Origin of the sequence: Meridianimarinicoccus zhengii, from assembly GCF_003254465.1 — a bacterium.
Lineage (GTDB): Bacteria > Pseudomonadota > Alphaproteobacteria > Rhodobacterales > Rhodobacteraceae > Meridianimarinicoccus > Meridianimarinicoccus zhengii.
The window spans coordinates 1-19,019 of record NZ_QDFI01000014.1 but is presented as its reverse complement, the minus strand read 5'-3'; the positions used below and the strand labels follow the sequence as shown (position 1 = coordinate 19,019).

18 protein-coding genes and 1 other RNA gene are annotated in these 19,019 nt (G+C 66.4%); 10 read left to right on the top strand and 9 right to left on the bottom strand.

Annotation, left to right across the window (positions count from 1 at the left end; genetic code table 11):
* Positions 1-4: 4 nt before the first annotated feature.
* Complete coding sequence (gene nudC / locus DDE13_RS06545) at positions 5-1,021, bottom strand: NAD(+) diphosphatase (protein WP_111402767.1); 1,017 nt, start codon at positions 1,019-1,021, stop codon at positions 5-7.
* 201 nt (positions 1,022-1,222) lie between these two features.
* On the opposite strand from nudC, the gene DDE13_RS06540 reads away from it, so the two are divergent.
* From DDE13_RS06540 to DDE13_RS06525, 4 genes are all read left to right on the top strand, one after another.
* Positions 1,223-3,106 carry a 5'-nucleotidase C-terminal domain-containing protein gene (locus DDE13_RS06540; protein WP_162630886.1) on the top strand — a complete coding sequence of 628 codons (1,884 nt, stop codon included), beginning with the start codon at positions 1,223-1,225 and terminating at the stop codon, positions 3,104-3,106.
* A 196-nt stretch (positions 3,107-3,302) separates the two neighbouring features.
* Positions 3,303-4,322, top strand: a complete 1,020-nt coding sequence (locus tag DDE13_RS06535; RefSeq protein WP_111402765.1) for an ABC transporter substrate-binding protein — start codon at positions 3,303-3,305, stop codon at positions 4,320-4,322.
* 47 nt (positions 4,323-4,369) lie between these two features.
* Positions 4,370-5,185, top strand: coding sequence for an ABC transporter ATP-binding protein (locus tag DDE13_RS06530; RefSeq protein ID WP_111402664.1), 816 nt, complete (start codon positions 4,370-4,372; stop codon positions 5,183-5,185).
* Positions 5,182-5,946, top strand: a complete 765-nt coding sequence (locus DDE13_RS06525; RefSeq protein WP_111402662.1) for an ABC transporter permease — start codon at positions 5,182-5,184, stop codon at positions 5,944-5,946. Before DDE13_RS06530 ends, DDE13_RS06525 begins: the two co-directional genes overlap by 4 nt.
* 121 nt (positions 5,947-6,067) lie before the next feature.
* Here DDE13_RS06525 and DDE13_RS06520 read toward each other — a convergent pair whose 3' ends face one another.
* Positions 6,068-6,496: an organic hydroperoxide resistance protein gene (locus DDE13_RS06520; RefSeq protein ID WP_111402660.1), complete on the bottom strand. Its 429-nt coding sequence runs from the start codon at positions 6,494-6,496 to the stop codon at positions 6,068-6,070.
* 105 nt (positions 6,497-6,601) lie between these two features.
* Between DDE13_RS06520 and DDE13_RS06515 the strand changes: the two genes are divergently transcribed.
* Positions 6,602-7,030 carry a MarR family winged helix-turn-helix transcriptional regulator gene (locus tag DDE13_RS06515; RefSeq protein WP_235868615.1) on the top strand — a complete coding sequence of 143 codons (429 nt, stop codon included), beginning with the start codon at positions 6,602-6,604 and terminating at the stop codon, positions 7,028-7,030.
* A gap of 43 nt (positions 7,031-7,073) precedes the next feature.
* Positions 7,074-7,170: signal recognition particle sRNA small type (gene ffs / locus DDE13_RS06510), an RNA gene on the top strand.
* A 249-nt stretch (positions 7,171-7,419) separates the two neighbouring features.
* Here ffs and DDE13_RS06505 read toward each other — a convergent pair.
* From DDE13_RS06505 to DDE13_RS06485, 5 genes are all read right to left on the bottom strand, one after another.
* Positions 7,420-8,478: an ABC transporter ATP-binding protein gene (locus DDE13_RS06505; RefSeq protein ID WP_111402658.1), complete on the bottom strand. Its 1,059-nt coding sequence runs from the start codon at positions 8,476-8,478 to the stop codon at positions 7,420-7,422.
* A gap of 31 nt (positions 8,479-8,509) precedes the next feature.
* Entirely contained in the window at positions 8,510-9,601 is a 1,092-nt protein-coding gene (locus DDE13_RS06500; protein WP_111402656.1) for a 1,4-beta-xylanase, read from the bottom strand.
* 66 nt (positions 9,602-9,667) lie between these two features.
* On the bottom strand, positions 9,668-10,948 hold the full coding sequence (locus tag DDE13_RS06495) for an extracellular solute-binding protein (RefSeq protein ID WP_111402654.1): 1,281 nt from the start codon (positions 10,946-10,948) through the stop codon (positions 9,668-9,670).
* Positions 10,949-10,978: 30 nt separating this feature from the next.
* The gene (locus tag DDE13_RS06490; RefSeq protein ID WP_111402652.1) at positions 10,979-11,812 is read right to left on the bottom strand and encodes a carbohydrate ABC transporter permease; all 834 of its coding nucleotides are present in this window, start codon (positions 11,810-11,812) and stop codon (positions 10,979-10,981) included.
* The gene (locus tag DDE13_RS06485) at positions 11,809-12,906 is read right to left on the bottom strand and encodes a carbohydrate ABC transporter permease (RefSeq protein WP_111402650.1); all 1,098 of its coding nucleotides are present in this window, start codon (positions 12,904-12,906) and stop codon (positions 11,809-11,811) included. The genes DDE13_RS06490 and DDE13_RS06485 overlap by 4 nt, the downstream gene beginning before the upstream one ends.
* A 102-nt stretch (positions 12,907-13,008) precedes the next feature.
* On the opposite strand from DDE13_RS06485, the gene DDE13_RS06480 reads away from it, so the two are divergent.
* The 3 genes from DDE13_RS06480 to DDE13_RS06470 all read left to right on the top strand — a co-directional run bounded on the left by DDE13_RS06480 (position 13,009) and on the right by DDE13_RS06470 (position 16,116).
* Complete coding sequence (locus tag DDE13_RS06480; protein WP_111402648.1) at positions 13,009-14,046, top strand: LacI family DNA-binding transcriptional regulator; 1,038 nt, start codon at positions 13,009-13,011, stop codon at positions 14,044-14,046.
* Between the two features lie 202 nt (positions 14,047-14,248).
* Positions 14,249-15,445 carry a winged helix-turn-helix domain-containing protein gene (locus DDE13_RS06475; protein WP_111402646.1) on the top strand — a complete coding sequence of 399 codons (1,197 nt, stop codon included), beginning with the start codon at positions 14,249-14,251 and terminating at the stop codon, positions 15,443-15,445.
* Between the two features lie 242 nt (positions 15,446-15,687).
* Complete coding sequence (locus tag DDE13_RS06470; RefSeq protein ID WP_162630885.1) at positions 15,688-16,116, top strand: hypothetical protein; 429 nt, start codon at positions 15,688-15,690, stop codon at positions 16,114-16,116.
* 30 nt (positions 16,117-16,146) lie between these two features.
* Here the strand turns inward: DDE13_RS06470 and pheS are convergent, their stop codons facing one another.
* Positions 16,147-17,226: a phenylalanine--tRNA ligase subunit alpha gene (gene pheS, locus DDE13_RS06465; protein ID WP_111402761.1), complete on the bottom strand. Its 1,080-nt coding sequence runs from the start codon at positions 17,224-17,226 to the stop codon at positions 16,147-16,149.
* Between the two features lie 55 nt (positions 17,227-17,281).
* Positions 17,282-18,445 carry a cell division protein ZapE gene (gene zapE / locus DDE13_RS06460; RefSeq protein WP_111402642.1) on the bottom strand — a complete coding sequence of 388 codons (1,164 nt, stop codon included), beginning with the start codon at positions 18,443-18,445 and terminating at the stop codon, positions 17,282-17,284.
* 193 nt (positions 18,446-18,638) lie between these two features.
* On the opposite strand from zapE, the gene DDE13_RS06455 reads away from it, so the two are divergent.
* Positions 18,639-19,019 (top strand): hypothetical protein (locus tag DDE13_RS06455; RefSeq protein WP_449288503.1); only part of this gene is annotated, 381 nt, incomplete at its 3' end.

The following is a 19,019-nucleotide window of genomic DNA, read 5'->3' as shown; positions in this document are numbered from 1 at the left end:
CGGTTCAGGCCGTCCCACCGGGGCGCAGGTCGTCCGCCAGCCAGCGTTCCATGACGTATCGCGCCACGGCACCCGGCCGGGCTGCCGTGATGTCGGGATGGGTGCCCGTATGCGCGGCAAGCACGTCTTCCCGGCTGACCCAGCGCGCATCGTCCAACTCCACAGGGTCGATCGTGATCTTGTCATCCAGTGCCGTGCAGCGGCAGGCGATCATCAGGCTGGCGGGAAAGGGCCAGGGCTGGCTCATCAGGTAATCGACCCGCCCCACGCGGATGCCGGCTTCCTCGAACACCTCGCGGCGCGCCGCGGCCTCGAGCGTCTCGCCGGGCTCCACGAACCCCGCCAGCAGCGAATACATTCGTTCCGGCCACGCGGGTGAGCGACCCAGCAGCACCCGGTCGCCGCGCGTCACCAGCATGATCACCACGGGATCGGTCCGCGGGAAATGATGCGTCCCGCAGGCCGGGCAGTCGCGCTGCCATCCCGCCTGCGCGACCCGGCTTTCGGCGCCGCAGCGTGCACAGAAACGGTGCCGCGCGTGCCAGTCCAGCAGCGCCCGCGCGGTCGCCGCCAATTCTGCATCCCGCGCATCGAGCCGGGTCATCACCGCGCGCAATTCGGCGAAGCGCGTGCCCGCCGGGAAAGCGGGATGCACCTGTTCCGTGCGGTCATTGAACCCGTCCAAGGGGCCTTCCGGCAGATCGGGCGGGGTCCAGTCCGACAGGTCCAGCGCGAAACGCGGTGCGCCGTCCTCCTGCAACCCCAGGAAAACCGGCGCCGGGCCGGCAGCAAGGCCCGCCTGTCCGGTCGCGAGCCAGCCCGCCCCCGTGACAGGATCGCCGGTCACCAGCGGCTTGCCCCGCCAAAGCGGCAGGACGCGGGCGCGCGCATCGGCCCATGCCGCCGCCAGCGCCGCCGCATCGCCACGCAGATGCGCCGCACGGTCCAGGCCGGACCCGCCGAAGGTAAGGTCGGACGACACCCGCAAGGTCGCCGTGATTTGGGTTGCATCATCTGCCATGTGGCGAGTGCGATGGCATGGTGGCCCCGGTATTGCAAATCCTATCCGCCGTCGCGCGCAAGCAGACCGCCGGGGGTCCATGGCGCGTGTGCAACACACCTGCCCTCACGGCCGGAGCGCATCAACCATCAGTTGCAACACCGATCGCGACTCGTGACGATGAGCGGAAATCCGCCGTTATATAAGGGCACCCATTCTCCCGTGACCGAACCTGCGGAACCCTGGGAGCGCACGCTTCGGCTGCGAATCCTGTGCACGACAGATCTGCATGGCCATGTCTGGCCGTTCGACTACCAGACGGACCGGACCGCGCCGGGCCGCGGGCTGGCAGGCATCGCGACGCTCGTGACGGCCGCACGGCAGGACGCGCCCGCCAGCCTGCTGCTGGATTGCGGCGATATCCTTCAGGGCACCGCGATGACCGACTGGGCCGCGGCCCGCAACGTCCCAGACGCCGTGCACCCGGTCATCCGGGCCATGAACGCGATGGGCTACGATGCCGCCGCGCTCGGCAATCACGATTTCAACTATGGGCTGGACCCTCTGCGCCGCGCGATCGGCAAGGCACGCTTTCCGTTCCTGTGCGCCAATCTCGTGACCGAACTGGGCGAGGGTCCTACACTCGACACCCATTTCGCGCCGCCCTGGTGCATCCTGCGGCGGCGCATCGCCGACGATCGGGGACAGGATCATGACATCGCCATCGGGGTGATCGCGACGGCGCCGCCCCAGACCGCGATTTGGGATGCCGCGGTGCTGCGCGGGGATATCGCCGCCCGCGATGCGGTCGAGGTCGTTGCGGCACACCTGCCCGCCCTGCGCGCGGCGGGCGCCGATGTGGTGATCGCGCTCAGCCATGGCGGGCCGGGTGCGCCAAGCGCCGAGGACATGGCCGAGGACCCCAGCTTCGCCATCGCGGCACTGCCCGGCGTCGATGCCGTGCTGACCGGGCACAGCCACCGCCGCCTGCCCGGCCCCGATTATGACGGGTTGCAGGGGGTGGATGCGCGCGCCGGGCGCCTAGCGGGCAAACCCGCGGCCATGGCCGGCGCTTTCGGAAGCGACCTTGCGGTGATGGATCTCACGCTCGGGCCGCGGGACACCGGCGGGGGAACATACGGCTGGCGCGTTGCGGACAGCCGCGTGACCCTGCACAGCGCGGCCGCCGCGTCGCCGCAGGCCGATGTCCTGGACCTGACGCGCGCCGACCATGCGGCCACCCGGGCAGAGATGGCCAAGACGGTCGGCCATGCGCGCACGCGGCTGCACGCGGTGCTGCCCATGGCGGTGGCCGCGCCGGCCATGACCCTTCTGGCGCAGGCGCAGGCTGCCACAGCCGCACGGCTCGTTGCGGGAAGCACGCTGGACGGGCTGCCGATCCTGTCCGCCGTAGCCCCGTTCAAGGCCGGCGGACCTGCAGGTCCGGATGGGTTCATCGACATTCCCGCGGGGCCGCTGCGGCTGCGCCATCTCGTGGAATTGTCACCCTTTCCCAACCGGCTCTGCGTGCTCGCCATCACGGGGGCGGACCTGCGGGCCTGGCTGGAACGGACCGTGTCCGCCTATAACACCGTGCCGCAGGGGTGCAGCGACCTGCCGCTGCTCGATCCGCGCGCGCCGTCCTACACGCTCGATGAATTGCACGGGGTGCGCTACACCATCGACCTTTCACGTCCGCCGCTGTTCGACACGGCGACCGGGTCGCGGCTTGGCGGCGGGGCTGGCATGGGCCGGATCGTGGGGCTGACCTATGCCGGGCGCCCGGTTGCAGACAGTGACCGCTTCGCCGTGGCCACCAACAGTTTTCGCGCGAATGGCGGCGGCGGGTTCCGGATGATCCCGCGCCACACCCCGCGCCTGTTCAGCCGCGGCACCCTGCGCGATGTCCTGCTGGACCATCTCGGCGGGCGGGGGACCATCGGCGACACCGGGCCCGCGCCCTGGGACTTCGCCCCGCTCGGGACCAGCGTCATCGCGCGCACTGCCCCCCATGTCCGGTGCGAAAGCCACGGCGGCGGTGCCGTCCGGATGGAGGACGCGGGCCGTGACGCGGCCGGTTTCCGGTGCATCCGCCTGTTCGTCTGATACCGCTCGATTCAGCACTGCACAAAAACATGGCGCACTTGACGCGAAAATGGTCGAATGCTGGTATGTCCATCGTTTCGCGCGCAGCGTGGGCGCCGGGTATCTGGCGCGGGCCGCATCCGCCGATACGGTCGGCGCAGACAGCGACAGACACGAAGGTCACCGCAGACCGAACCCGATGAAAGGATCAGCACTCATGTTCCACCGTGCACTTGGCGCACTGGCTCTGGCCGCCGGATTGCTTGCAGGTCTGGCGACAGCGCCTGCCGGCGCCCAGACCAGCATCGACTTTGCCCTCGACTGGAAATTCGAAGGCCCGGCCGCGCCCTATTTCGCGGCCATCGACAACGGCCATTTCGCGGCGGAAGGGCTGGAAGTGACGGTCACGGCGGGCCAGGGCTCGCTCGACGCGATCCCGAAGGTCGCCACGGGCGCCTATCCGCTGGGATTTGCCGATATCAACAGCCTTGTGAAATTTCTCGACCAGAATCCGGGCGCACCGATCATCGCCATCATGATGACCTATGACAAGCCCCCCTTCGCGGTCGTGGGCCGCCGCAGCCTGGGCGTGGAGGCTCCCAAGGATCTCGAAGGCCGGATCCTCGGCGCACCACCGCCGGATGGCGCATGGGCGCAGTTCGCCCCCTTCGCGTCGGCCAACGATCTCGACATGTCGAAGATCACGGTGGAACCCGTGGGCTTTCCGACACGCGAACCGATGCTGGCTGAAGGGCAGGTCGATGCCGTCACGGGTTTCAACTTTTCCAGCTACCTGAACCTCGTGCGGCTCGGCGTGCCGGAGGACGATATCTCGACGATCCTGATGGCGGATCACGGGCTGGACCTTTACGGCAATGCGATTATCGTGAACACGGATTTCGCGGCCGAGAACCCCGACGCCGTGCGCGGCTTCGTCGCCGCCGTGGGCCAGGGCTGGAAGGACGCGATCGCCGATCCGGAGGCCGCGGTCGCGCAATTGCTGGAGCGCAACCCGGCGGGCGACGCGGCGCTGGAAACCCGGCGGCTGCAACTCGCGCTCGAGGCCAACGTGGTCACGCCCTATGTGCTTGAAAACGGCATGGGCGGCATCGACCCGGACCGCATGGCCCGCGCGCTCGAACAGATCAAGGAGACCTATGAGTTCCAGAACGAACCGGATGCCGCGCTCTATTTCACCGATGCCTATCTGCCCGAAGGCGGCGTCGCGCTGAACTGACCTCCGGGGCGGGCCATGCGCCCGCCCCCCGAAACCACCGGGCCACAATGACCTATACACCGGCGCATATCGAATTGCGCGAGATCACCCATGCCTACCGGACCGATGCGGGCCCCCTGCCGGTGCTCGACAATCTTTCGATCAGGATGGCCGAGGGCAGCTTTACCGCCGTGGTCGGCCCTTCGGGTTGCGGCAAGTCCACGCTGACGCGGTTGATCGCCGGGTTGATGCGGCCCGACGAAGGACAGGTCTGGCTGGGCGGCAAGATGGTCACATCGCCCCGCCCGACGGTCGGCATGGCCTTCCAGAACCCGGTGCTGCTGGAATGGCGCACGATCCTGCGCAACGTGATGCTGCCGCTGGAGATCGTCGGGCAACGCAAGTCTAAGTCCGATCAGGAGGCGCGCGCCCGCGACCTGCTGGCTCTGGTGGGGCTGGAAGGGTTCGAGGACAAGCGCCCCTCTGAACTGTCCGGCGGCATGCGCCAGCGTGCTTCGCTGTGTCGGGCGCTCGTCCACCGGCCCGAGGTGCTGATCCTCGACGAGCCCTTCGGTGCGCTCGACGCGTTCACCCGCGAAGACCTGTGGCAGACCATGGCACGACTGCGGGTCGAGGAAAAATTCACCGCCGTGCTCATCACACACGACCTGCGCGAAAGCGTGTTTCTCGCCGACAGCATCGTGGTGTTGTCGGGCCGCCCGGCGCGGTCGCAATACGTGATGGAGAACGCCCTGCCCCGTGACCGGACACTCGACGATCTTTATGGGTCGACCGCGACCGAGATGCTCGCCACGCTGCGCCAGCAGATACAGGTCGCCCAGGGTCGCGCACCCGCCGAGGCGACCGCGCAGGCCGCGCAATGAACCGGGTGCGCAAGATCGCCGTGCCGCTCGTTGCCATGGCGCTGTTCCTCGCGGGCTGGGAGTGGCTGGTCTGGGTCAACGGCTGGCCGACCTACAAGATGGCCGCGCCCAGCGACCTGTGGCCCGCGTTCTGGAAATTCCGCTGGCTCTTTGTCGAATACGGCTGGCAGACTCTCTGGCGCACGGTCGCCGGCCTCGCGCTCGCCATCGTCGTGGGGGTCGCTATCGGCATGGTCATGGGCTTTTCGCGCACGGTGCGTGACGGGCTTTACCCGCTGCTCGTGGGCTTCAACGCCATCCCAAAGGCGACCGTGGTGCCGATCCTCGCGCTGATGTTCGTGGGCCAGCATGACATGAACACGATTCTCGTGGCGTTCATGATCTCATTTTTCCCCATCGCCGTGTCCGTGTCGATCGGGCTGAGCACGCTGGAGCCGGAGTACCGCGACATCCTGCGCAGCCTTGGGGCATCCCAGATGACCGTGTTTTGGAAGATCGCCCTGCCCAAGACGCTGCCAGAGTTCTTCGGCGCGCTGAAGGTCGCGGTCACGCTGGCCTTCATCGGCACCAACCTGATGGAGATCATTTCCCCCCATGGCCGGGGCTTGGGCGCGCTCTTCGACAGCGGCAAGATCAGTTCGGACTACCCGCTGATGTTCGCGGTCCTGATCGCCCTCGCGGTGCTGGGGATCGTGCTTTATTACATCGTGGTGGCGCTGGAAAAGACTTTCGCGGGCTGGGCCGAACGCAGCCTGACATGAAGCCCGGGGGAGGCGCCGGGTCAAGCCCGGCGCACCATATCCCAGGCGGTACTGTCGGGGCAACAGACCTGCGCCGCGCCGGGCTTGACCCGGCGTCTCCTGCCACACCCGGGCGGCGCGATCAGACGAGAACCGTCTCGACCTCGATATTGCCCTTGGTCGCGTTGGAATAGGGGCAGATGAAATGCCCCCGCTCGGTGATCGTCTCGGCGGTCGCCTTGTCCACGCCCGGCAGCGACACCTCCAGCTTCACCTTCAGCCCGAAGCCGCCATCGTCGCGCGGACCGATGCCCACATGGGCCTTCACGGTGGCGTCGGACGGCACCTCGCCCAGCTTCTCGCTTTGCGCCGCGTGCCGCATCGCGCCAAGGTAGCAGGCCGCATACCCCACCGCGAACAGCTCTTCCGGGTTGTGCCCGGCGCCGGACCCGCCCAGTTCCTTCGGCGGCACCATCGTGGCGGTCAACATCCCCGAGGCCAGCTTCGCGACGCCATCGCGCCCGCCGCCACTCGCATGGGCCTCCGTCCAGTATTTCGTATCGACGCTCATCGTCCGCTCCCTTCGTTTGCAATCAGATCGTGTCGGATGGGTAACCTGCTGTCCGGCCTCGGTCAATCGCTTGCAATAAAATCGCGCGCGATCTAATAATCGGGGATGACCCTGCCGCCATCCGACATGCTGTGCTTCGCCCTCTATTCCGCAACCCATGCGATGCAGTCCGCCTATGCGCCGCTGCTGGCGGAACTTGGCCTGACCTACCCCCAGTATCTCGTGCTCAGCGCGCTCTGGTCGTCACCGGGGTCACAAAGCATGGGCACCATCGGGCACATCCTGCAACTTGAATCGAGCACGCTGACACCGCTGGTCAAACGTCTCGAAGCGATGGGCCTCGTGGCGCGTCATCGCAGCGAACGCGACGAGCGGCGCGTCCTGGTGACACTGACCGATGCAGGAACCGCCATGCGGGACCGCGCCGCCCATGTACCGGGCTGCATCGCCGACCGCGCCGGTCTTTCCCAGTCCGAGATCGCGGCCCTGCGCGATACCGTCTTCGCCTTGCGCGATACGCTGCGCCGGGCCTGACCCCCCCTTGCGGACGGTCGCCGCTTGCCTTACCTAAACCATCGAGAGGTTGGCGCGGGCAGGCGCCTCGCCAACCCGGTCAGGTCCGGAAGGAAGCAGCCGTAACGAGCCCCGCTTGGGTCGTTGTCCAGCCTCTCACCCCCCGCTCAGGCCTGCGCGCGGAATGCGCGCATTTTGGCCGAGGGGGCCATGGAACCGGATCTCACCTTTGGTGTCGACGCAATGACCGGCTGGGCCCTTGGGCACGGCAGCATGCCGCGACCGCACCAGCCGCAGGAATGGCATTGCCAACGTCAAGTTGTCGGGCTCGACAGTCCTCGGTCTCGTCGTACTGCCGTTCCTTCCGGACAAGGTTCCGGATCGACCCATGAGCAGCCCGCACCCACCGGTCAGCGGATGCGTTTTCCCGTTTGCGCGTCGAACAGAAAGGCCTGAGCCGGATCGAAGGACAGGCCCACCTCCATGTCGTCGACAAGATCGGACTCTCCGCTCTCGGCCACGACAAGCCGCTCGCCGGTTCGGGCCTCCAGATAGGCATAGGACACCCCGCCCAGTTTCTCCACGAGGTCCAGCCGGAAGCCACGTCCCGCGGGATCGACCCGCATGTGTTCCGGACGGAGGCCGAATTCGACTCCGGTGCCATCCGCGGGCAGGCGAAGATCGGTCGCTGGGGCCGAGTCCAGCGCGGATATGGCCAGCCCGCCGTCTTCGACCTGGCCCTTCAAGAAATTCATCGCGGGCGACCCGATGAACCCGGCGACGAAGCGGTTGTCGGGATCGTTATAAAGATCCATCGGCGCACCGACCTGTTCGACCCGCCCCGCGCGCAGCACGACGATCTTGTCCGCCAGCGTCATCGCCTCCACCTGGTCGTGGGTGACATAGATCATCGTCGCGCCGATCTGCTTGTGCAGCTTGGCGATCTCGACCCGCATGTCCACGCGCAGTTCCGCGTCGAGGTTCGACAGCGGCTCGTCGAAGAGGAACACTTCGGGCCCGCGCACGATGGTCCGCCCGATGGCGACGCGCTGGCGCTGCCCGCCGGACAGGGCCTTGGGCTTGCGGTCCAGCAGCGGTTCGAGCTGCAAGATACGCGCGGCTTCGTTCACCTTTTCAGCGACCTCCGCCTTCGGCATGCCATTCATCTTCAACCCGAAGCCCATGTTCTCGGCCACGGTCATGTGCGGATAAAGCGCGTAGGTCTGGAACACCATCGCCACGCCGCGCTGGGACGGGTCGAGCCGCGTGACTTCGCGCCCCCCGATGTTGATGCTGCCGCCGGTGGTTTTCTCTAGCCCGGCCACCATCCGCATGAGCGTGGACTTCCCGCAGCCGGACGGACCCACGAAAACGCAGAATTCCCCGTCTGAGATCGACAGGTCGATCCCGTGGATGACCTGCACATTGCCGTATGTCTTGGTGATGTTCTGAAGCTGGACGCCGGACACTGTTCCCCCCTTTCGCGATCTTTCGCGCTTCTTACGTGTCGGTCAGTCTGGCCATGACCGCGCATTCGGCGGGGTCATAGGCGCGCCCGTCGGGCCAGAGCAGGTCGTGGAACCACAGGTCGGGCGCATGGACATGGCCGTGCAGCGCCTCAAGCTCCCGCGGCCATGGCTGGTCCGTCTGGGTCCGTCCCCGCACGAGACCCCAGTTATAGGCCCCGATCCCCCGGTCGCGGTAGAACGGCAACTGGTCCGCGATGCGGCTGTAGATGGTCCGCGCCATCCATTCGGTCGTCAGCATCGGGCGCCCGAGCGGTGCAAGCTGCGCGGCGAAGCGCCGTGCGTGCGCAAGGTCGCAATACGCGTGAAACGTGACGATATCCGACAGCGCGAGCGCGCGACGATCCACCGGATCGTCGAAGGCAGGCGCGTCATGGCCCAGTTTCGGCGTGCGCCACGCGGCCACCGTCAGTGGCTGCACCGGCGCAAGTTCGCGGGCCCAGCCGAACGTGTCCTCCATCAGCGCGACGCTGTGCGGCGTCATCGCCGGGTCGTGTTCGGCGTAGCCCCCCTGCGCGGGAAAGATCATCCGGTTGCCCGGCTCGTTGTACAGATCCCATGCCAGCACGCGCGGATCGTCGCGGTGGGCTCCAAGGATGTCCTGAACATAGGCGCGGAAATCGGGCCAGAGCGTGCGATCCGTCACCGCCGCGCGCCCCGGCGAGGCGACGGCGCGGCTATTATGTATACCGGGCACGGGGTCGGGCTGCGGGCCATATACCGGTTCCGCCCCGCCGAACCCGCAATCGTCGAACAGCACCGGCATGACCGTCAGGCCGCGCTCGGCAGCGGTCCGCAGGAACCAGTCGAACCGGTCAAGCAGCCCGTCGCGATCGTGCTTCCATACGAGGAAATGCAGGTTCGTGCGGATGGAATTCATTCCGAGATCAGCAGCCCATCCCAGTTCGCGCGCGATGGTGTCGCGGTCGAAGCTCGCGCCCATCCACATTTCAAGGAAGTTCACCGCCGACGACGGGATGAAATTGCAGCCGAACACCCAGCCGGTGGCATTCCACCAGTCGTTGGCCTGTGCGGTGCTCCAGCGTGCAGGGGCGTCGCGTGTCATGGTCTGGCTTTCGGTCGTTCGGGCGGGTGCGGCCCGCGCGGTCAGGCACGGGCCGCAGTCACGAAGTCAGCGGTCGAGCAGGTCCTGCACGTCCAGTTCGGCATCGGACAGGGCGCCATCGACCGATTTCCCGGTCAGCCAGATCGCCTGCAACTCTCGGTTCAGCACGTCCTGGATGGCGCCGTAGCGTTCCGAAGGGGGCGTGTCGCGGGCGATTTCGGCGGTGCCGGCGTATTCGTCGCGATGCGGCAAGGCGGCGTATGCGTCGCTTTCGAGCACGGAGGTGCGCACGGCCATGTGCCCGGTGCGCGCCCAGTCGATATTGTGATCATTGATGAACGCGAGCACCTGCAGCGCGGCGGCATAGGTTTCGGGATCGTTCGCCTTCAGCGGCGAGGGGATCGCCCACATGTGGCTGTCCGCCCAGGTCGCGCCTTCGGCGAAGAGCGTCGGGAAATCGGCCGCATGGTAGGTGCTAAGGCCCGTCTCGGGATTGGCGGCTTCGGACGCGTAGAAATCCACGACCCAGGTGCCGTTCACAAGGATCGCCGCTTCGCCGTTCAGGAATGCCTGCTGGCTGTCGGCATAGTTCAGCTGCGGGTTTGCAAGCCCCGCATCGAAGAGTTGGGTGACCGCGGCGATGGCGTTGCGGGCCTCGGGCGTGTCGATGGTGGCGGTATCGCCATCGAACACGTTCGATCCCTGCTGCCAGATCAGTGCCAGCACCATCCGCACGCCCAGCGGGAACTGCGCGAAATCGGCGGCAAGGTAATCCTGCCCGGTCGCATCCTTCACGGCCTGCGCGTGTTCCAGAAGTTCCTCGGGCGAGGACGGCAGAACCGGTGCACCGTTCTCGACCAGCCCGGCAGCCTCCATCAGGTCCATGTTGACGTGCCAGAGATTCGCGTGGAAATCCATCGGCACGCCGACAATGCGGCCATTGTAGCTGACCGCTTCCAGCGCGGATGCTTCCCAGTCCGCCGGGTCGATACCTGCATTTTCCAGATCGTCGGTCAGATCCGCAAGCGCCCCGATCCCGGCGAATTCGGGTACACGGTGGCGGTGCATGACATGGACATCTGGCGGCGTGCCGCCTGCATAGGCGGCCTTGATCTGGTCATAGTAGTTGCCCCAGTCCGTGGGCAGGGTTTCCACGGTGACGCCGTCAAGCTCCGCATCTGCGGCGTTGATGATCGACTGGATGATGCAGGCCTCGCCCACGCTGGCCTTGGTGTCGGTGCCCGCGTCCTCGCAATCGCCGAAGAAGCGCCCGACCGTGACCTCCTGCGCGGTTGCGCCCGTGACGGCCAGCAGCAGCGCGGTCGCGCCCAGAATTGTCCGTTTCATGGATTTCCTCCCTGTCAGGTAAAGCGGGCCTCAGCCCTTGGTGCCGCCCGCGGTCATGGCGCGCACGACGTAGCGTTGGAAAATCAGGAACAGCACCACCACGGGCAACGAGGCGATGACCCCCGACGCCATGACCCGGCCCAGCCCCTCGGCCTGTGCGAAATTCGACTGGATCGACGCAAGGCCTAGCGTGATGGTGAAGAACTCGCGCTGCTGTGCCGACACGAGCGGCCACAGGTAATCGTTCCACGCATAGAGAAACGTCAGGATCGCCAGCGTCATCATCGCGGGCCGCGCCAGCGGCAGCATGACGTGCCAGAAAATCTGCAGCCAGCCGACCCCGTCGATCCGCGCGGCTTCCTCGATGTCGCGGGGGATCGCCTTGAAGAACTGCATCATCAGGAACACCCCGATGGGCACCGCGACGCGCGGCAGGATCAACGCGTGGTGGCTGTTGTGCCAGTTCCAGTCGGCAAACATCGTGTAGAGCGGAATGAATACCGCCTGCTCCGGCACCATCAGGCCCATGAGGCACAGCACCACCAGCGGTTCCTTGAAGGGAAACTCCAGCCGCGCCAACGCGTAGCCCGCGGTGGTCGATACCGCCAGCACCGCCAGCGTCATGCCCACGGATACGATCAACGAGTTGAGAAACCAGACCGGCACCTGCCCGAACTGGAACAGATCGGCGTAGTTTTCCCAAGTGAACGGGATCGGGATCAACCCCAGCGCCGTGGTGGATGTCGTGCGCGCCAGCACATCGTTGGGCTGGAACGACAGCGACACCATCCACAACGTCGGCACCAGCCACAGGAAGGCCGGGATCGAAAGGCCGAGGATGAGCCGGTAGTAGTGGCGGTTCATTGATCCTTCTCCCGGCCCAGCACGAATTGGAGGATGGAAAAGCTGCCCATGATGACGAACAGGAACACCGCCATCGCCGAGGCCCTTCCCAGGTCGCTGTCGCGGAACGCGGTCTGGTAGATGTAGCGGACAAGCACCTGCGTGCTGTCGTTGGGCCCGCCGTTCGTCATCAGGTGCGACTGCCCGAAAACCTGGAAATGCAGGATGATCTGGAGCACGACGACAACGGTGATGGTCCGCTTCAGGTTGGGCAACGTGATGTGCCAGAAGGCCTGCGTGCCGGTCGCGTTGTCGAGCGCCGCGGCCTCGTAGAGGTCCTTCGAGATATCCTGAAGTCCGGCGAGGAACAGGATCATCGCGATCCCGAGCGACCACCAGATGGTGGCGATCACGATGGCGGCCATGGCGAAGCCTTCGGCGGTCAGCCACGTAATGGGTGTGCCGCCGAACAACTCGGTCAGGTTGGCGATCAGGCCCTGCCGGGGCGAGAACATGATCTGCCAGATCAGCGTGACGACCGTGACCGACAGCACCTGGCTGAGAAAGAACAGCGTGCGCAGCGTCGCCTTGGCGCGGGTTTCGCCGTTGAGCGCCGCCGCGAGCAGCAGCGCGGTTACGGTGACGCCCGGCACTGCGAGCCCCACGAACAGGATCGTGTTGCCGACCGTGGGCCAGAAGCGACGATCGAACCAGCGCCCCTCCTCTCCCGGATGAAAGCCCGGAAGCACGAAAAGAAGCACTGCGGCAATACCCATGGTCAGCGCCGTGGTGCGCCCGGCGCGCCCTGTGCGATGCAGGAACAGGCTCAGGCAGACGCCGATAAGCCCGATGATCTGAAGGACAGGGCTGGCCAGCGCCCCCCAGACGATATTGCGGCCCCACATGACCCGTTCGTAGTTCTCAAGCCCCACGTAGGCCTTGGCGTCGGGGTTGAATGCGACTTCCATCAGGTTCCAGTCGTGCAGGCTGATCCAGACGCCCTTGAAGAAGGGATAGACGAGAAACAGCCCATAGACCGCGAGAAACGGCAACAGAAGAACGACCGCCGCCTGCCGCTGGCTCAGAGCGAAGCGCTGACCTGGGTGTCGTGGCATTCTGGCGTCTCCTCCCAAAGTTCGCCGGTGCTGCCGCAAAACTGGCTGCTAAAAATATTTAGCAAACTTTATTATCACCCGTCAAGCTGCAATAGTCGGAGCATGAGCGAGAAAGAGACCCCGCCGGCACCGCGTGTCACCATGAAGGATGTCGCCGCACGCGCGGGCGTGTCCCAATCCACCGTCTCCTTCGTCCTGAACGGGATGGAAGACATGCGCATCGGTGCCGATACGCGGCGGCGGGTACTGGAGGCAGTGGCCGAGCTCGGCTACCGCCCGCGTTCGGCGGGGCGCCCGCCCAAGGCGCTCGTGCAGCGGGTCATCGGGGTGATGCTGGACGAAATCGCCACGAGCCCCTTCGCCGCGATTTCGATCGAGGGCGTGCAGGAAGAAGCGCGCAAGCACGACGCCATCGTCGAATTCGTGATGACCGGTGGCGATCCGGACTACGAAGCGGCGGTGCTGCGGAAATGGGCCGCGGATGGCGTGCACGGGGTCATCTACGGTTCGATCCTGACCCGGCCGGCGCGGCTGCCCGGCGCCCTGAACCGGCACCGGGCGGTGCTCATGAACTGCTACGACGCGGAGGCGCGGTTCGCCTCCATCGTGCCGGCGGAACGGCGCGGCGGCGAGGCGGCGACCAATGCACTCCTGGCCCAAGGGCACCGGCGCATCGCCTTCATCACCGGCGAGCGGTGGATGGACGCGTCGCGCCAGCGCGAGGAAGGCTTCACCCGGGCCATGCGCGCCGCGGGGATGGAGCTGGACCCCGCGCTGCTGGCCGAAGGCAACTTCCTGCCCAGTGGCGGGCGCGCGGCGACACTTGAACTGATGCGTGGCCCGATACGGCCCGAAGCGATCTTCTGCGCCAACGACCTGATGGCGGTCGGCTGCTACGAGGCGCTGAAGGAAATCGGCGAGCGCCCGGGCGAAACCGTCGCCGTGATGGGCTATGACGACCAGGAAATCGCCCAGCACCTGTCCCCGGCGCTGTCCACGGTACTGCTGCCTCACAGGGAAATGGGCCAGTGGTGCGCGCAGGCGTTGTTGCGGGATGGCCCGGCCACCATCGAGCAGATGCGCCTTGAATGCCCGGTCGTTCTTCGCGCTTCCCACGGCCGGTCCGCACCCCGCGCGTGACGGTCAGCGGCAGCTTGTCGGGAACAGTTGCATGACGCGGAGCCACGTGGGGCCGGATGTCGGTCCGCCGCAGGTCCGTTTCGGCAGCGCGACACCAATCCCGGCCTGCAAGAGACACCGACGATGCGGCCGCACTCCCGGTCGACACCGTGGCGCGGTTCGCCGTTGATCCCGTCCGTGGCCACGACCATAGTCCCTGCGAATGACCCGCCCGACCCTCACCAACGCGCAACCACGCCGCCTGTTCCTTGACCGGCACCTGCTGCTGCGGCCGGGATTGGGGCCGGCCACGGGCGCGGACCTTGACGATGTTCTGCATCGCCTCGGCTTCGTGCAGGTGGACAGCGTCAACACGCTTGCGCGCGCCCACGACCTGATCCTGTGGTCCCGCCGCGGGCGGTTCCGGCCGCGGGCGCTGGACACCCTGGTCGCACGGCATCGAACGGCGTTCGAACACTGGACCCATGACGCGGCGATCATCCCGATGGCGTTCTACCCGATGTGGCGCCTGAAATTCGACCGCGACGCAGCGCGTATCCGTGACCGCTGGACGGCCGGGCGCCGCGCCGGCTGGGACGACGAAATCGACACGGTCCTTCGCCACGTGACCGACCATGGGCCTGTCAGCACCCGCGATCTGGGCGGCGACGACAGGAAGGGATCGTCAGGCTGGTGGGACTGGCATCCGTCGAAGACGGCGCTGGAGTTTCTCTGGCGCTCCGGCCGGCTGGCGATCTGTCACCGGCAGGGCTTTCGCAAGGTCTATGACCTGGCCGAGCGCGTGATCCCGGCGGAATACCTCAACCGCCGACACGACGACCGCGACATCGTGGACTGGGCCATGTGGCAGGGGCTCTCCCGTCTCGGCTTTGGCACGAGCGGCGAGATCGCCGCGTTCTTCGAGATCGCGACACGGGACGAGGCACGGCAATGGTGCGCCGCTGCCCAGTCCGAGGGCCGCATCGTCGAGGCGCGAATCGAGATGGCGGACGGAACGTTCCGGCGCAGCTTCACGACGCCCGCGATTCTGGATGCGGCGATGTGCCTACCCGCGCCCGGCGCGCGCGTCCGGCTCCTGTCGCCGTTCGATCCGGCCCTGCGCGACCGTGACCGCGCGGAGCGTCTTTTCGGCTTTCACTACCGGATCGAGATCTTCGTGCCCGAAGCGAAACGGCGCTACGGCTACTACGTCTTTCCCGTGCTTCAGGGCGACCGCCTGATCGGCCGGCTGGATGCGCGCCGGTCGGGCGGCAGGATCGCCGTGCGCGCCTTCTGGCCGGAGCCAGGGGTGAGCATGGGCAAGGCGCGCATCGCGGGGCTGCACGCGGAGCTAGATCGTCTCCGGGCGCTCACCGGGTCCGAGGAGATCGCCTTCGCGGACGGCTGGCTGCGCGGTTGATCGCAGCGCCACGGTCACGCACGATGGTTCCAGACCCTGCCGGCGCCCGGATATGGTGCCGGGGACGGAGATGCGCGGCATGCAGCGCGTCATCATCGGGACCGAGAATGGTGGGCGACCCGGATCACGTCGCGAATGCGCTGTCGTTCTGCGCAATGAAAACAGTTTTGGAAAAGAAAATTGATTGACCCGAATCCCTTATGTTCTTTACGTTAGGTAAGAATGTAAAGTGAGGATATTTCATGAAAGTAATTGCGAAAATTACAGCTCTCGTGGCACTTGTCGCTTGCACGCCGGTGTCAACTGGCGCTCTTAATCAGGAAGCGCTTTTACAGCGTGGCCTGACGCAGATGACCGGCCAGCAGATCGCGGCGCAGTATGTCGGCAACACCTGCCAGATCACGGCGTATGACTCTGACGGCAACGTTGTGGGTAATGGTACCAATACTTACCGGACAAATGGCACGGTGACAAAAACGAACACGCCGCTCGGCGGAGAGCCGGTAACGCGGGAAAGAACGTGGCGCATGTCGGGCGGAAATTTCTGCGAAACGCTGTTCCGCAGCGGAGACGAATGGTGCGGCGGCCACGAGGTGTTCTGGCAGTTGGAAGATACGATGTACACCTTTCACGACAACGGTGCGGTCCAGAACGAGATCAACTGCTCCTGATATGACCTAGGTTGCGCCCGGCTGTTGTGCCTACCGGCTCACCCCTCCATGCAAGGTCGGCACGTCCAGCGCGCTGAAGCCGTAATGGCGCAGCCAGCGCAGGTCTGAATCGAAGAACGCGCGCAGGTCGGGGATGCCGTATTTCAGCATGGCGATTCGGTCGATGCCCATGCCGAAGGCGAAGCCCTGCCACTGTGCCGGATCGACCTTGGCGGCTTCCAGCACCTTGGGATGGACCATGCCCGAACCCAGCACCTCCAGCCAATCGTCGCCTTCGCCGATCCGCAACTGCCCGTCCACCCAAGTGCACTGGATATCCACCTCGGCGGACGGTTCGGTAAACGGGAAATGCGACGCGCGGAAGCGGGTCTTGATCCCGTCCAGCTCGAAGAAGGCGGCGAAGAATTCCTCCAGCACCCATTTCAGGTTCGCCATGGAGATATCGCGGTCGATCGCCAGCCCCTCGATCTGGTGGAACATCGGCGTGTGCGTCTGGTCGTAATCGGCGCGATAGACCCGGCCGGGCGCGATGATCCGCAGGGGCGCGCCCTGGGCTTCCATCGTGCGGATCTGCACCGGGCTGGTATGGGTCCGCAGCACATGCGGGGGCCGGTTGTCGCCTGACGCGCGCGCCATGTAGAACGTGTCCATTTCGGCGCGCGCGGGGTGGTGGCCGGGAATGTTCAGCGCATCGAAATTGTACCAGTCGCTTTCCACCTGCGGGCCTTCGGCGACGGCGAAGCCCATGTCGGCGAAGATCGCCGTGACCTCCTCCATCACCTGGCTGACCGGATGGATAGTGCCCATCCCGCGCGCCACGCCGCGGGCGGGCAGCGTCACGTCAAGCCATTCGGCCCGCAGGCGTTCCTCGAGGGCCGCATCGGTAAGGGCAGCCTTGCGTGCTGCGAGCGCGCTGTTGATCTCGTCCTTCAGGGCGTTCAGCGCGGGGCCCGCCGCCTGGCGTTCCTCAGGCGTCATCTTGCCCAATTCGCGCATCTTCAGGCTGATCTCGCCCTTCTTGCCCACGGCCTGCACACGCAGCGCCTCCAGCGCGCTCTCGTCGCCCGCGCCGGCGATGGCCGCCAGATACCTGTTCCGCAGATCGTCCATGGCCCCGTCCATCTACCCGTGCATCCCTGCCGAAAAATCCCGATGTCGCGGTGTGCTACCCCGCCGCGCCGGGGCTGTCCACCGCATCGGACCGTGCGCCCCAGTCGGCGGACTGCATCTCGTGCAGGCGCGATGCCGTGCGTTCGAATTCGAACGCGCCCGCCCCTTCGAGATAAAGCTGGTCGGGTGTGTCCGCGGCGGTCACGATCAGCCGCGTCCCGGCCTCGTACAGCGTATCGACCAGCGTCACGAAGCGCTTGGCCTCGTTGAAGTTGGAGATCCCCAGCCGCGGCACGTCCTCCAGGATCAGGACGCGCACGGCCTCTGCCACGGCAAGATAGTCGGCCGCGCCAAGCGGCACGCCGCAGAGATCCCAGAAGGACACGCGCGCCACGCCCGCCCGGAACCGCGGCAAATGGACGTCGCGCCCCTTCACGCGCAGCGTCAGCCCGTCCTCCCCCGAAACGCCTCGGGCTGCCGCGCTGACCGCCGCCTCGGTCCCGCCCCCCCCTCGGGTGCGCGGCGCGCCGGTCATGTCGTGCCAGATCGCATCCACCGCTGCACGGGCCGACGCATCCGCCGGGTGGAAATAGGTCTGCTCACCCGACAGCCGATCCTGCCGGTAATCGGTCGGTCCTGCCAGTTCCCAGACCGTCATCCGCTCCTTGATGAGGTCGATGAAGGGCAGGAACAGGGCGCGGTTCAGCCCGTCCTTGTAAAGTTCGTCCGGATGACGGTTCGAGGTCGTGACCACCGTCACCCCGCCGTCGAACAGCCGCTGGAACAGCCGCCCCACGATCATCGCGTCCGTGATGTCGGTGATCTGCATCTCGTCGAACGCGAGCAGGCGCAGCTCCGCCACCAGCTTATCGGCCACGGGTGCAAGCGCGTCGTCCACGCCGCGCTTGCGGGCTTCGGTCATGCCCGCGTGGATTTCCTGCATGAAGGCGTGGAAATGCACCCGGCGCCGGGGCACGCCGGCATGGGTGACGAACAGGTCCATCAGGTACGACTTGCCCCGCCCCACCCCTCCCCAGAGATACAGGCCCTTGACCGGCACGGGCTTCGGGGCACGCCCGAAGATGCTGCGCTTCGGCGGTGGGGCCGCAAGTTCGTCTCGGATGCGGTCAAGCTCCGGCAGGACCGCTTCCTGCGCGGGATCGGGGCGGATCGTGCCTTCGGCGGCGCGGGTGGCGTAGATGTATTTCAGGGCAACCATGGGCTCCACATACCGTGCCGTGCCAACACGCGGAAGGCATGTCGTCCGGGTCCGCCCCCTGACCACGCCGCCTCGAGCCCTAATATGCAAAATCTTGGAAAATTGTGATCGTTTGTGCCCGATGACACATTAACCAATAATCGACCGCTGCAGGGTGCCGGACGTGAGACAACTTATGGAGGAGATCACGACCATGCGTTCATTCCATCCCAGGCGGCACCTCGCCGCGACATCGCTGGCCGCGCTGTGCGCGGTCGCCGCCCACGGACCGGCACAGGCGTTCGATTTTCTCGTCAACACCGACGCGGGCAATTTCGGCGGCGCGATTTCCGGCGGCTCGGTCAACGGCGTGACTTTCACCAGTTCGACGTCCGGCGGCATCACGACCTACACCTTCGAGGGCGACTTCATTCTGAACGACGGCGATACCGTCACGCTGCGCGGCAGCAATGCGGCACGGTTCAAGGCGCTCAATAACGTGGTGATCGGGGACAATGTCGTCTTCAACGCCTCGGCCAGCGGGTCCACCCCCGGCGCGGGCGGCGGCGCAGGCGGCGGCGCGGGCACGGGCGGC

Excerpts from the sequence above, each read along its gene's own strand:
- nudC (WP_111402767.1), bottom strand. The coding sequence starts at position 1,021 with ATGGCAGATGATGCAACCCAAATCACGGCGACCTTGCGGGTGTCGTCC.
- DDE13_RS06535 (WP_111402765.1), top strand. The coding sequence starts at position 3,303 with ATGTTCCACCGTGCACTTGGCGCACTGGCTCTGGCCGCCGGATTGCTT.
- DDE13_RS06530 (WP_111402664.1), top strand. The coding sequence starts at position 4,370 with ATGACCTATACACCGGCGCATATCGAATTGCGCGAGATCACCCATGCC.
- DDE13_RS06525 (WP_111402662.1), top strand. The coding sequence starts at position 5,182 with ATGAACCGGGTGCGCAAGATCGCCGTGCCGCTCGTTGCCATGGCGCTG.
- DDE13_RS06520 (WP_111402660.1), bottom strand. The coding sequence starts at position 6,496 with ATGAGCGTCGATACGAAATACTGGACGGAGGCCCATGCGAGTGGCGGC.
- DDE13_RS06515 (WP_235868615.1), top strand. The coding sequence starts at position 6,602 with ATGACCCTGCCGCCATCCGACATGCTGTGCTTCGCCCTCTATTCCGCA.
- DDE13_RS06500 (WP_111402656.1), bottom strand. The coding sequence starts at position 9,601 with ATGACACGCGACGCCCCTGCACGCTGGAGCACCGCACAGGCCAACGAC.
- DDE13_RS06495 (WP_111402654.1), bottom strand. The coding sequence starts at position 10,948 with ATGAAACGGACAATTCTGGGCGCGACCGCGCTGCTGCTGGCCGTCACG.
- DDE13_RS06490 (WP_111402652.1), bottom strand. The coding sequence starts at position 11,812 with ATGAACCGCCACTACTACCGGCTCATCCTCGGCCTTTCGATCCCGGCC.
- DDE13_RS06485 (WP_111402650.1), bottom strand. The coding sequence starts at position 12,906 with ATGCCACGACACCCAGGTCAGCGCTTCGCTCTGAGCCAGCGGCAGGCG.
- DDE13_RS06480 (WP_111402648.1), top strand. The coding sequence starts at position 13,009 with ATGAGCGAGAAAGAGACCCCGCCGGCACCGCGTGTCACCATGAAGGAT.
- DDE13_RS06475 (WP_111402646.1), top strand. The coding sequence starts at position 14,249 with ATGACCCGCCCGACCCTCACCAACGCGCAACCACGCCGCCTGTTCCTT.
- DDE13_RS06470 (WP_162630885.1), top strand. The coding sequence starts at position 15,688 with ATGAAAGTAATTGCGAAAATTACAGCTCTCGTGGCACTTGTCGCTTGC.
- pheS (WP_111402761.1), bottom strand. The coding sequence starts at position 17,226 with ATGGACGATCTGCGGAACAGGTATCTGGCGGCCATCGCCGGCGCGGGC.
- zapE (WP_111402642.1), bottom strand. The coding sequence starts at position 18,445 with ATGGTTGCCCTGAAATACATCTACGCCACCCGCGCCGCCGAAGGCACG.